The sequence below is a fragment of the Photobacterium piscicola genome (assembly GCF_046058925.1).
Classification (GTDB): Bacteria; Pseudomonadota; Gammaproteobacteria; order Enterobacterales; family Vibrionaceae; genus Photobacterium; species Photobacterium piscicola.
Map to the genome: position 1 here is coordinate 1033063 of NZ_CP175535.1, position 12586 is coordinate 1045648.

Annotated in this window: 11 protein-coding genes; 4 read left to right on the forward strand and 7 right to left on the reverse strand. The window is 36.9% G+C overall.

Going from position 1 to position 12586, the window contains the following annotated elements:
• Nucleotides 1-180 precede the first annotated feature (180 nt).
• The gene (gene rlmF, locus ACJZU6_RS19300) at nucleotides 181-1203 is read right to left on the reverse strand and encodes a 23S rRNA (adenine(1618)-N(6))-methyltransferase RlmF (protein ID WP_327779642.1); all 1023 of its coding nucleotides are present in this window, start codon (nucleotides 1201-1203) and stop codon (nucleotides 181-183) included.
• 260 nt (nucleotides 1204-1463) lie between these two features.
• On the opposite strand from rlmF, the gene ACJZU6_RS19305 reads away from it, so the two are divergent.
• The gene (locus tag ACJZU6_RS19305) at nucleotides 1464-2597 is read left to right on the forward strand and encodes a transporter substrate-binding domain-containing protein (protein WP_408901128.1); all 1134 of its coding nucleotides are present in this window, start codon (nucleotides 1464-1466) and stop codon (nucleotides 2595-2597) included.
• Between the two features lie 85 nt (nucleotides 2598-2682).
• Here ACJZU6_RS19305 and viaA read toward each other — a convergent pair whose 3' ends face one another.
• The gene (viaA, locus tag ACJZU6_RS19310) at nucleotides 2683-4140 is read right to left on the reverse strand and encodes an ATPase RavA stimulator ViaA (protein WP_080155993.1); all 1458 of its coding nucleotides are present in this window, start codon (nucleotides 4138-4140) and stop codon (nucleotides 2683-2685) included.
• Between the two features lie 60 nt (nucleotides 4141-4200).
• Nucleotides 4201-5856, reverse strand: coding sequence for an ATPase RavA domain-containing protein (locus tag ACJZU6_RS19315; RefSeq protein ID WP_327779643.1), 1656 nt, complete (start codon nucleotides 5854-5856; stop codon nucleotides 4201-4203).
• Between the two features lie 398 nt (nucleotides 5857-6254).
• Here ACJZU6_RS19315 and ACJZU6_RS19320 point away from each other — a divergent pair, with 398 nt between their 5' ends.
• Nucleotides 6255-7076: a phosphate ABC transporter substrate-binding protein gene (locus ACJZU6_RS19320; protein ID WP_408901129.1), complete on the forward strand. Its 822-nt coding sequence runs from the start codon at nucleotides 6255-6257 to the stop codon at nucleotides 7074-7076.
• 111 nt (nucleotides 7077-7187) lie between these two features.
• On the opposite strand, the gene ACJZU6_RS19325 is transcribed toward ACJZU6_RS19320, so the two are convergent.
• The 3 genes from ACJZU6_RS19325 to ACJZU6_RS19335 form a co-directional block, all read right to left on the reverse strand.
• A complete protein-coding gene (locus ACJZU6_RS19325) occupies nucleotides 7188-8045 on the reverse strand; it encodes a sulfurtransferase (protein ID WP_408901130.1) in 858 nt (285 codons plus the stop codon).
• 8 nt (nucleotides 8046-8053) lie between these two features.
• Nucleotides 8054-8614, reverse strand: a complete 561-nt coding sequence (locus ACJZU6_RS19330) for a nucleotidyltransferase family protein (protein WP_408901131.1) — start codon at nucleotides 8612-8614, stop codon at nucleotides 8054-8056.
• Between the two features lie 76 nt (nucleotides 8615-8690).
• Nucleotides 8691-9542, reverse strand: a complete 852-nt coding sequence (locus ACJZU6_RS19335) for a DUF5718 family protein (RefSeq protein ID WP_408901522.1) — start codon at nucleotides 9540-9542, stop codon at nucleotides 8691-8693.
• A 197-nt stretch (nucleotides 9543-9739) separates the two neighbouring features.
• Between ACJZU6_RS19335 and ACJZU6_RS19340 the strand changes: the two genes are divergently transcribed.
• Both ACJZU6_RS19340 and ACJZU6_RS19345 read left to right on the forward strand, forming a co-directional pair.
• Nucleotides 9740-10867, forward strand: a complete 1128-nt coding sequence (locus ACJZU6_RS19340; RefSeq protein WP_408901132.1) for a S1 family serine peptidase — start codon at nucleotides 9740-9742, stop codon at nucleotides 10865-10867.
• Nucleotides 10868-10975: 108 nt separating this feature from the next.
• Nucleotides 10976-11914 (forward strand): NAD(P)-dependent oxidoreductase, encoded by a 939-nt coding sequence (locus ACJZU6_RS19345; RefSeq protein WP_408901133.1) that lies wholly within the window; start codon nucleotides 10976-10978, stop codon nucleotides 11912-11914.
• Between the two features lie 78 nt (nucleotides 11915-11992).
• On the opposite strand, the gene ACJZU6_RS19350 is transcribed toward ACJZU6_RS19345, so the two are convergent.
• Nucleotides 11993-12466, reverse strand: coding sequence for a DUF1097 domain-containing protein (locus ACJZU6_RS19350; protein WP_080156000.1), 474 nt, complete (start codon nucleotides 12464-12466; stop codon nucleotides 11993-11995).
• Between the last annotated feature and the right edge of the window lie 120 nt (nucleotides 12467-12586).

Here is a 12586-nt window from a genome sequence, read left to right on the forward strand (position 1 = left end):
TTGTCTATTTTATATATCTTTACAAAGTATGAACCAACATCAACATTACGCCATATAATTAAAATATAGACTAAACAACGTCATTTAATCACATTCAATATTAAGCTTTAACTTAAACAGCCATAAAAAAAGCGACCATCAGGTCGCTTATTATCAATACGAATATATATTACGGAAACGTTATGCCCAGCGTTCTGCTTGCCACTCTGCTTGTTGTTCTTCATTTAAGAACGTCCATGCAACAACACGCGAGATTTTCTGACCTTGTGACATTTCAATGGTTTTCACTTGGAATGCGCTTACTTTTTCAAGTTGCTTATAAAGCACACCAAGGTTTTCTTTCTTAGAAACAAGTGTTGTAAACCAGAAACATTGTGTCGCTTTAGTCGCACTTTGGTTGATCATCTTTTTAATAAAGCCAACTTCGCCACCCGTACACCACAACTCGGCTCTCTGACCACCAAAGTTAAGCACTGGCGTTGTAGATTCTGATTTGGCATTAAATGCCGAAAGCTTATTACTACGACCATGGGCTTGACGCTTTTTATTTGAGTTAGTCGCAAGGTTACGTACTTTGCGCTCAGATCCAGCCATCGCTTCCGCTTCTGAACCGTGGAACGGTGGATTACACATTGTAAAATCAAATACTTCTTCATCGTTGATCATATCAGTAAAGATATTATCAACATTATCTTGAAGACGGATCTGAATAGCGCCCTTTAAGCTCTTATTATTTGCCGCAATAAATTTAGCTGACTTAACGGCTAACTTATCAATCTCAGAACCAACAAACTGCCAACCATACACACGATGGCCAATAATAGGATAAACACAGTTTGCGCCGATACCGATATCTAAACCGCGAACACCTTTACCTTGTGGTACGGCACCACCATTAGATTGTGCCAATAAATCGGCAATGTAATGAATATAATCAGCGCGACCAGGGATCGGTGGGCACAAAAAGCCCGCAGGAATATCCCAGTAGTCAACATGATAAAAATGCTTTAATAACGCTTTATTCAATGTTTTTACTGCGAGAGGATCAGAGAAATTTACGGAAAGATCGCCATAAGCATTTTCACTAACATATTGTGCTAACTCAGGCGTTGCTTGAGTTAATGTCGCAAAGTCATAACGCGCACGGTGTGGGTTACGTGGATGTAGGCCTTGTTTAGGCTGTGCGGCTTTCTTTTGGGTCATCTTTGCTACTCGCAGGAATCAAATATAATTAAGCGGTGCATTGTACATGTTAAAGCTCAATAGCCTTAGTATATTAATGATCAAATGCACAAAAAAAACACAAACATATATACAACACCTTTTGTTATTAATAGGATTAACATTACCATTAACCTATTGATAACAAATACAACCCATTAATTCAAATTAACAATAACTAAGATTATAACTATTATTAAATACGTATACTTAACAATCACCTGTTTGCTAGGAATGATGCTATGACAATGACGACTCCATCATCTCAGCTATATTACTCATATTTACACGCCTTATTATTCATATCAGCTATGGGTATTTTGACACTATTATCTTCACCAAAAATACAAGCTGAAGAATCAATTAATGATAAAACATTACTCGTGGGTACTTATTCTTGCCCACCTTTTGTTATGATTGATAAACCTGATGATTATCAAGGGCTAACGTTTTTATTATGGGACAATATAGCAACCAATCTTAATTTAAAATACCGTGTTAAAGAGCTACCACTCAAGGAATTATTAGAAGCCGTTGCCAGTGGCAAACTCGATGTCGGTTTATCTTGTATCTCTATTACGCCAGAGCGTGAAGAGTTATTGGATTTCTCTCACTCTTTTTATGAAACTAATCTAGCCATAGCTGTAAAACAAAAAAGCCACTGGGAAACATTCACTGGCATTATTTTTAATAAAAAACTATTGCAGATATTAGCCATTGTTGCGATTGCCGCTTCAACCGTAGGTGGTATTTATTATTTACTTGAACACCGTGTAAATGACAAACTTTATTCAATGCAATCACGTTCAGCACGGTTAGTCGAAGGATTTATACTTGGGTTATTATTTATCACTAAGGGCCCGTTTAATTATTACGAATTTAAAACATTAACCGGACGTGTGGTCACAGTATTACTTGCCGTTTTTACTACCCTATTTATTGCTAGTATTACAGCCGTGCTCGCAAGTTCATTTACGTTAGGCTTAATCAATAATGATATTAAAGGCCCAAATGATTTAGATAATGTTCTAACAGGAGCAAAAGAATCATCTACCTCATCAGAATTCTTAACTAACCATAGTATTATTCACAAAACCTATCCAACCGTATCTGACATGTTAAGCGCGCTAAATAATGGTGAAGTGAATGCCATTGTTTATGATGATGCTATTTTAAGATATCAAATTAAAAAAGCGCAAAGCAAAGGAGTATTTGAACAATTACAAGTACTTCCATACCAATTTGAGAAACAAAATTACGGAATCGTACTCGGTGAAAATAGCCCTTATGATGAAGAAATTAATCGAGAGCTACTACAATTTAGAAAAAGTAATCAATGGAAAAAAACGTTGATCGAATATTTTAAGATCAAATAATACGACATATAGTTATTTAAACAGTAACAACAAAAAGGAGTACTAATGTACTCCTTGTTTTATCTATAACAAATTAGAGACACACTTAACGCCGTTTAAATAAGCGTCCAAGTTGGCTTAATGTTGATGGATGATAAGACCAACAATGATCAAACAATTCTAATAACTCAGGATTGCCATATTTCGATAAATTCACAGCATGAAAACGGTTTTTCTGCTGCTTTAACTTCTGAACTCGCGATTGCATTACTTCAGGTTGGCTTGGTGCAATAAAGTCAGATAATACGACTAAATCAGCGTTTTTATATTTACCCGCCGCCATCAGATCAATTGATTGATCAAGTACTGGTCCTAAATCTGTACCACCATGAAAGGAATACGATAAAAAGTTAACTACTTCATGTAAACCATCTTGTTTTGTCAGTTCGTAAGTGATCTGTTGTGTTGAAAACATAATGACAAAGCAATCACGCTCTTCAACAAGGGCTATTTGCATCAAACCATAAGCCAATGCTTTAGCGCAGTTTTCTGGATAACCCGACATCGAACCTGATGCATCAATGCAAACAATAAAAGGACCTTTAGGTTGATCAACCTGCTTGGTTTGTCGTTTAAAAGCTTTTACTTTTCGCAGCTTACGTTGAGTCCCCTGCATGCGATAATTCATTAACCGTTTATCCGCTAAGTGCTTATAAAAAATCACTTCAAGCTCAGGGTAAGCTAAAAACATCGCTTCATTCGGTAATAGCTTGGTCAAATCATCACTTTCATGGATGCCAACAATATCATCGGTGACATTGTCACTTATTTCTTCCACCAGCTTCATTTGTTCTGATTTCACCCGTTCTTTATTAGGATCATCAACTTCACTGGCCATACGACCTAATTTTTCAGCTATTTCTTGAAGGCCATTATTCTTTTTTAAGAATGCAGCAATTTTCTTCATCACATCAACATCAGTTTTAGTCAGCTTCGCTTGTGCCATATCCCACAAACGTCCAGCTTTACTGACATCACCAGCATCGGTTACTGTCGCCATTTTTTTCATGGTTTCAATACGTTGATACAAATCTTTTAATAACTGATCTTTTTGCTCTTCAACTTCAGACTCTTGCGCTTCTCGCAATGCATGAGCTAAATAGTCATACCATTTATCACAAAAGAAACGTTGAAACATGGGGTTATGTTTACTTTTTTCTGTTGCAAGTAAGCTTTTCGCTTTGAAATAAAAAGCGGATTGCCCTTCTAATTGCTTAACAATTTGCTCTGAGTGGGCAAAAAAATACTCTTTATTCCATGTGCAGACTTGTTGGTATAAATTAATCTCATCACTGAATTGTTCGACAACCGTGCCTTTAGCAGTTTTTCGAATCATTTGGCCACGCCACTTCATGATCTGATTTTTCATCGCCGTTTTGACACCAGGGCTTGCTTCTGCTGCCATAAGAAGTTGTGGCCTAACCATAACTTCATGGACAGCAGTATCAATAATACCTGACTCTGCAAGCATCAAAGCAAAATTTAACCCTTCAGATACTGGCATAAGCATCTATCCTTTACTTTATTTTTCATCACTCATAAAAAGTTGTTTTTAAATTAACAATCATTGTTGTGAAAAATAATCATCCATGTGAGTAATTCTAAAGGCACTCTTTTCGGCCGTTAATTTCAATTCAGCTACTTTATCAACACAGTCATTAAGGCTTTGTTCTATTAATGTTGGAAAATCGCCGCTGATAAAATTATGCGGTAATGCACCATGGAACAACGTCCGCGCTTTAATCACATTATGCTCAGAGTCCGTAATCTTAGCCATTGCTTGATCAACCAATTGTTGCCATTGTTGCTGTTGTGAGCTTGTTAAGCCTTTATTACCAGTAATACCAACAAGAACCGGACGATTAGCAATGTCTTTAATGACTAATTGATTTTCAGCGTCTATCTCAAACTGTAGTCGACATAAATGGGTATTTTTATTTACAAAGCCATAAATATCACATTTTCCTGTGCGAATTTTTTTATCAAACTCATCCCCATCAACATACACCCAACGACTATCACCCAATTCTTGCTCTGATACCGAAGTATTAGGTTGTAACATTACTAACTTAATCATACGAGGATTGTTATTGATATTAAATCGCGTTGCTGTTGCAAAATTATATTTAAACCATTCTTTACGCATCGTACTTTCACGCGTAAAGCTAACGACTAATTGGGTGCAGATATCTTGGTTAATATTATCAATAATCACATGAGCTTCTTTGGCATCAGCAATAGCATCTTGTTGATTAAAAGCATGTTTAGTCGCAAATTCTTTCATAATACTCACAATCACATTACGTGATTCAGGGCTATGCCATAAGCAATCTTGCAATAGCAACAAATCTAACGGATTGATATGGTCACGGCCGTTAAAAAATGCACTCGCTTTTAATAAACGTACTGATTTTTTCCAGCGGCGATCAGAAATATAAAGCTCACTATCCGTTGTTTGTTCAATACTTTCACCAGAACGCGCTTCTATCATTGATTTTAACTGATAAATTTTTTCAAAAAGGGGATCAGTTAATGTCACATCCTCAATATGTGCTTGCCAGCTATGGTATTCATCATCTTTGATAGTTAATGATGGATCAATCGCTGTTAGCGTTGCACCATCACCCATAAGCATTGATTTGAAATTACGTTTTTCTTGAATTCGGTTAACAAACACGCGTACTAACATACGGTCATATAACGCGTCTAAACCACTGTCTGCATCGGGTAATTCGTTTGATGCAGTAATCAACAATCGCATAGGTATTGGTAAAATATCCTGACCATTTTTAAATGTTCGTTCATTCACTACGGTTAATAAAGTATTAAGAATAGCGGGTCCCGCTTTCCAGATTTCATCGAGAAAAACCACTTGAGCTGTCGGTAAGTAGCCATCAATTAAACGCACATACTTACCATTATCTTTTAATTCCTGAATAGATAATGGTCCAAATACTTCTTCAGGCGTTGAAAAACGTGTCATTAAATAATCGAAAAATTTACTGTCATCAAACGCTTGAATTAATCGTTTTGCAATTAAGCTCTTTGCAATACCAGGAGGACCTAACAGGAACACACTTTCGCCAGCTAGCGCGGCTAATAGACATAATTTGATGGTTTCTTCACGTTCATAAACACCATTAGAAAGCCCACTGATCAGCTTTTGAATGCGTTCTGATAAAATGGCTTTATTCGGTGCTGCTGTTGCTACTGTAAGCATATATCCAACCTTGAATTCTTTTCTTACCCTACATGGTGTACCGTAAACAGTGTTTAATGGCTGAAAACCACACCTCTACGTTGTTGTCTCTTTACCGTTATAGCATGATTTTGTGCGCTGATACATCTTATACGAACTTTTAACAATAAGGTGTCATGTTAAAAACAAGCTATAAAACGAACATTGCTATATAACCACGTTAATATAGATATGGCTTAATAAATTTATTATACAAATCATTGTTATACCAAATTTATTTTCATTTTATATTTCTTTTAATACTAAGTTAAACGTAACTTGAATAGAGTTAAGTTAATAAAATCGCTGTTTGAGTTTCATATTATCGTCATATATACGTAATAACATATTTGCTTATCATTCACCAATGGAGCAAAGCAATGCTAATCAAGGCAACTACCCTATGGGCTCTTTGTACAACACTTGCATTTAGTGCTCAAGCTAACACTACCGTTACCGTGACTGGCTCAACATCAGTCAGTCATATTATGGGTATTTTAGCTGAGCACTATTCAATACAATATCCTAATAACAAAATTAATGTACAAGGTATCAGTTCATCCGCTGGTATCGTCGCATTACAAACGGGTACTGCTGAAATAGGCATGAGTTCACGTATAATTAATGCAGATGAGCTTGATGATAACTATATAATTACCCCTATCGCACATGATGGAATTGCATTAGTCGTTAACCCTGCCAATCCGATTAATAATATCACCCACTCACAAGTTAATAATATTTATCATGGCATAACAAAAAATTGGCAACAGGTAGGTGGTAATAATGAAGAAATTGCAGTTGTGAGCCGTGAGAATGCATCAGGATCTCGATTTTCGTTTGAGCACTTTATGCAACTCACTCAAAATGTGGCAGGATTTACCGTATCAGACATCAATCCTGAGGTATTAGTGGTAAGCACTAATGGTATGGTCAAAAGTTTAATTGCACGAAATCAACAAGCGATTGGTTATTTATCTTTTGGATCAATTGATAGCTCAATTAAACCATTATCTTATAATGGAGTAACGCCCACTATTAGTAATATCCATTCAGGTGAATATAAGATGGCTCGCCCATTTTTGATTATGTATAAGAAGCAAGGACTATCAGCGAACGCTGCGAAATTTATTCAATTTTTAGCATCTGATGATGCAAAAAAAATCATTAATAATAATGGTTATATCGCAGAATCATCATAATTGCCCCTTTTAAAACAAGCATGGCTTTTAGTGAAAACACCACTAAAAGCCAATGCTAAGTTCTAGTTTTAAATCATAACTCTTTGCATTATTTGGATCGGTTAACGACAGTTATTTCACCACTGGATACTTCTCATTTGCGCCCCATTCTGTCCATGAGCCATCATAAACAGTGACATTGTCACGTCCACTAAGTTGCGCGGCTAGAGCTAAAATACAAGCCGTAACACCAGAACCACAGCTAAAAATAAGTTGTTGCTCGGCAGTACTCAATGCATCAAACTTCTGCTGTAATTGTTCAACGGGCAGAAAATAACCATCGGTTAATAACTCGCCAAAAGGTAAACTTTTCGCATTTGGCATATGACCACTACGAAGCCCAACACGCGGTTCTTTTACAGTGGCGAGAAAACGTGCTGTAGGACGTGCATCAATGATTTGAATACAGGTATCATCCAGTCTTTGACACAAAGTATCGGCATCAATCACCCAACTAGATCGATATATAGCACTGAAATCCCCAATCGCATTAGTCATTGGTACACCCGTTTGCGTCGCATAACCCGCCGCTAGCCAAGCAGGTAAACCCCCATCAAGCACTGACACATTATCATGTCCCATCGCCTTGAACATCCACCACCCACGTGGTGCTGAAAACATTCCTTGGCTATCATAAATAACAACATGGCTATCATTATTCACGCCTAATTTTGCGACTTCTTGAGTGAATAATTCAGCAGATGGCAACATATGCGGTAAATCAGTATTCGGTGCTGCTATTTGATGGTTAAAATCAAAAAAACGTGCCGTTGGGATGCGAACCTCAATAAACTCTTGTTGCGGATCACGCGGCACATCAGGCATAAATGCACTAGCATCTAGCACTACAATTGATGCTGCCAACGAGCTATCAAATAATTGCTGATGAAGCCAAGCAGCAGACACTATATTATTAACAGGCGATACCATAAAAATCCTTAGGAATAATCCGCAGTTAAAATTTTTAACCTGGGCCACAATACCTGCCACTTTTTGTCTCGAATACGCTGTTGATAAACGGCAGGTCTTGGGTAATGTGGATTGATGCTAACATGTAATGACCAGTTATGCTCTAGTCCATATGCTGCAGTAAAAATTAATTGATTATCAACCAGTAACCGTACCCCAACACATGTGGGAACTTCTACCCAGCGAGATATGGCATCTGCACTATTTTTATAAGGTGAATGTTGATGCTTTAAATGCATTCTTGCTTGGTTTTTAACTTCCCAATTAATCATAGGTAATTGCTGTTGTAGCAATGCAGCATAATGCGCTTCAGTTGCTAATGAGCAGTCATTAGGATCAAAATACACCACATCAACATCATTTAATGGTGTCATCGGTAAATGATGTAAGTGATCCCAAATAGCATTACGAACAAACCCAGCAGCTATAAACCAATCTGGTAAATTCAATGTTTGTACAGCACGTAAACATGCCATTCTAAGAGGATCTGCTGCTATGACGATGGCAGTATTTGAGACTAAGTCAGCCATATATTAAGATCCTTTACGGGCGCATGTTTATAAATAACAATAGATATAAGCAGTAATATCTGTACCTAGTAGTAAGTTACGATGTAACAACCTGTTGAATTAATACTGACATACCATCATCATTAGTTAGATCATGAGTTAATGCCATCTGCATGATTTCTTCAGCATTATAGCAATTGCCATCGTAGACAACGACGATACTAGTATCACCCGCTTGTAAAAAATAGCTTTCACCATAGGGTGTATAACGAGTCGCTCCAATGCTGATCACCGCTTGAGTTGGATACTGACTCTGTTCTAATAAATCAGCAATATTTTCAGTCGGTCCAACATCTTGCTGGTGGTTCATTCGTTCAATAATCCAATCTAATAATGTGTCATGAAAATAACTGTAACCAACCACGGCACTGTCTTCACCATAACGATGAATTTCACCGTCACGACAATGGAAACTCGCGATACGGTAACGGTCTAAAACACCACCCGCAGAAAAATGATCGATAGCAATAAGATGATCGCTCATGCCTTTACTATTTATACCCCAGTTTTTCTTTTCACTGATTTTTTTCGCATGTGGTTTTCGAATTGAACAATCGTTATAAGCACCAAATTGACGTGGAATTAAATCTGATACCGTTTGACGGCTATCATCAGCATTAGTCGTATATATAACATCACAAACCAATGCCACTTCAGGTTCAATTTGAAGATTATCAGCATCGTTAGGAGGCGTGATCTGTGTAGAAGATAATGGGTATGTTGTTAGCAATCCAGAATTAATATTAGGAAGATAAAATGGAAAAATAGCTTTTGGCTGTGTCACTTCTTTTACTGCAACCGTAACAAAATCCGCAGCTTCACCCGCCTGTTCTAAATGCCCCGCAAAATTACCTGCTACACCAAAACCAATACATTGATTAAACACGATTTATCCATCAATAAGCAAAAAATAGTTACTTATGATAATCAAAATTTACGTCATTTTCCGTTATCAAGTTAACAATTATTCCAACTCAATAAACAACATTCTCATTTTTGATTCAACTTTAGTCACAATTTCATCAGCCAGTTAATCTTCCGCTAACTACACTGAAGATAATGGGAAAGGTAAGATAAGGAAGAATAATGCGTTTACAAATAAAACAAAACATAACCCGTTATTTTTTTATATTCTTACTTATAGTAACGAGCGCTCATCATGCAATTGTATTTGCAGCACAACCTACACCAAAAGCAATAAACAGTAATCCAGCTACGCGTTATGCGCCATTATTATTACCGTGGCAAGCAGCAATAACGTCATCAAATGTAACCTCTGTTTTATGTGGCGCCGTTATTATTGATGAATATTGGTTAATTACCGCCGCTCACTGTACCAAAAATTATATTCGTCATGTTATTGCTGGAACTTCAACAATTCCTCGGCAAAATTCGCAACAACTCGATGCCAAATATAAATTCACCATCGCACATATTATAAATCACCCTAATTATAATAAGGAAATATTTGCTAATGATATTGCATTAATCCGTGTTAATAGCTCTTTATTTACTGTTGCTAAACCTATTGTTATTGCGTCAGTAAATGAACAAATAGCAGCTAATAATATTTTTGATAATAACTGGGTAATACATCAAAACTCAACAGCAAATCTCATTGCATCAGGCTGGGGGAAATCCAATAATGACAGTAAAATAAACTACCCTAACCAATTACAATTAATAACATTAGCCGGTGTTCCTGATCAATATTGCAATGGCCTGCAAGCCAACAAATCACAAATCATTTGTGCTGATTCAAATATTGATGGCCTTCTAAAAGACGTTTGTAGTGGCGACTCTGGTGGCCCTTTAATTTGGCAAAACCAACAACATATTGCTAATAGTGACTTTGGTTTACGTGTACTTGGCATCGTTAGTAACGGCGCTCTGTGTGAACAAAGGCTCAATAATCCAACACAGCAGTACCAACAACTGCATGGACAATATACCGAATTAGCCGCATTACGTATTTGGATTGAAGACACTATTAAGCAATATGACAACCTGCCCCACTTTTCTTTAGCCACACACTATAATTCACCTAATTACAAGTACGATCCTTTCATCCTTGTCGATGATTACCCTCAAGACCAAGATCTTAATCTATTATTAGTTTCAACTCAGCCTCAATCTGCTGGAACTATACCAATTAAAGTTTTGATTATACTTGTAGCAATTGCTTTATTTCGAAAAAGAATCAATTTATTATAGAAGTGTAGATCTAACTGTCTATTTATGAATAATAAAAAATACATTATTGTCATCGATAATTATTACGTAATAATAGACCTACATTGATATTTAAATGGATATTATTAAATGGATTTCTTTCCTATATTTCTAAAAATAAATAACAAACAAATCTTAGTTGTTGGTGGTGGCGACGTTGCTTGCCGTAAAGTTGATTTATTATTAAAAGCACACGCAAATGTTACCGTTGTATCACCACAACTACATCCGCATTTGCAAGAGTTATTACAACAGCAACTGATCACACATATCGAACAACCTTATCAGTCATCACAACTTAGTGGTGCAGATCAAGTGTGGGCAACAACTGACTCAGCAGCGCTTAATCATCAGATTTACCATGACGCAAATGCATTAAAAATCTGGACTAATGTTGTTGATGACCCAACATTTTGCGACTTTATTACACCATCAATGGTTGATCGGTCTCCAATTCAAGTTGCCATTTCTAGTGGTGGTGCATCACCCGTGCTAGTACGTTACTTACGTGAACGTTTAGAAACCTATTTACCACAAAATTTAAGTTTACTCGCATCATTCTCAGGCGAACAACGCCAACGTATTAAACAACATTTCACTACCGTAGATGAACGCCGAAAATTTTGGGAACAATTTTTCAGATTAAGTGTGGTAGAAAATGCCCATACAACCGAAGAATTAGAAGCGGCTTTTCAACAATTATTAACTGAGAAGAACCAATGTGGTGGAAGCATTTACCTTATTGAAACGGGGCATGATCCTGAATTACTCAGTCTTAAAGCATTACGATTAATGCAACAGTCAGAATATGTTCTTTACCATGACGATGTAGCTGATGTGTTTGTTGATCTATGTCGACGCGATGCTGATCGTGAATGCTGTGATCATAAAAATATTCAAGCTCTCACTGAAAATCTTACCCAGCAAGGCGTGCGAGTTTGCATACTTGCCACTAAAGATAACCACCGTCCAGGCATCAAAAAGTACTGCGCCAACCATAATGGTATTTTCGTACCCATTTTTGGTTGAAATATTGTCACACAGAACTAAAAACGCAGAACCGAAGCTCTGCGTTTTTGTTATCAATACTTATTCATTGCCATATTCTTAGCTATTTATTTGCTCATAATTCGGTGATAATTTTGCATGTAGCCATATACCCGTTGTTTTCATCAAATAACCAAAGATAACACCAACAATAAGAGACGGAATCACGAGCTGCCAATCACCCGCTGCTGCAAATGTTGCACAAGAACCAATGAATGTACCAGGGATAAAGCTTAACCAGTGTTTCTTTGCTTGAGCACACATCATAAATGCGACAAGAGCTGTAATGACATAACCAATGATTTCTATATTAATCATGCTTGATAGCTTAATAATCACCATAGCCCAAAAAACACCACTTAGGTTAGTCGCAATGCTTAATCCAACCCCTTTCAGTCCATCTCGTTGCAAAGCAAAGTATGTTGTACAGCCTAAGAAGCCCCCCCAACTCAGTAATCCTAAAGAAACAGCAACCCAGCCCCATATTCCAGAAAGAATACCCGTTGTTAAAGCAATCGCAATAAGCAAAGACATCATTGATCCCGCATCAATTTTCAATGGTGCGTAGTCTATATTAACCAGAGCTGCACTTGAAACGATTTAGATCACATTCAGATAAATAACCTTACATTCAGTTACCATTTAAAGTGATAC

What these genes read in the sequence shown, in the direction of transcription:
- rlmF (WP_327779642.1), bottom strand. Translation starts at nt 1,203, where the DNA reads ATGACCCAAAAGAAAGCCGCACAGCCTAAACAAGGCCTACATCCACGT.
- ACJZU6_RS19305 (WP_408901128.1), top strand. Translation starts at nt 1,464, where the DNA reads ATGACAATGACGACTCCATCATCTCAGCTATATTACTCATATTTACAC.
- viaA (WP_080155993.1), bottom strand. Translation starts at nt 4,140, where the DNA reads ATGCCAGTATCTGAAGGGTTAAATTTTGCTTTGATGCTTGCAGAGTCA.
- ACJZU6_RS19315 (WP_327779643.1), bottom strand. Translation starts at nt 5,856, where the DNA reads ATGCTTACAGTAGCAACAGCAGCACCGAATAAAGCCATTTTATCAGAA.
- ACJZU6_RS19320 (WP_408901129.1), top strand. Translation starts at nt 6,255, where the DNA reads ATGCTAATCAAGGCAACTACCCTATGGGCTCTTTGTACAACACTTGCA.
- ACJZU6_RS19325 (WP_408901130.1), bottom strand. Translation starts at nt 8,045, where the DNA reads ATGGTATCGCCTGTTAATAATATAGTGTCTGCTGCTTGGCTTCATCAG.
- ACJZU6_RS19330 (WP_408901131.1), bottom strand. Translation starts at nt 8,614, where the DNA reads ATGGCTGACTTAGTCTCAAATACTGCCATCGTCATAGCAGCAGATCCT.
- ACJZU6_RS19340 (WP_408901132.1), top strand. Translation starts at nt 9,740, where the DNA reads ATGCGTTTACAAATAAAACAAAACATAACCCGTTATTTTTTTATATTC.
- ACJZU6_RS19345 (WP_408901133.1), top strand. Translation starts at nt 10,976, where the DNA reads ATGGATTTCTTTCCTATATTTCTAAAAATAAATAACAAACAAATCTTA.
- ACJZU6_RS19350 (WP_080156000.1), bottom strand. Translation starts at nt 12,466, where the DNA reads ATGTCTTTGCTTATTGCGATTGCTTTAACAACGGGTATTCTTTCTGGA.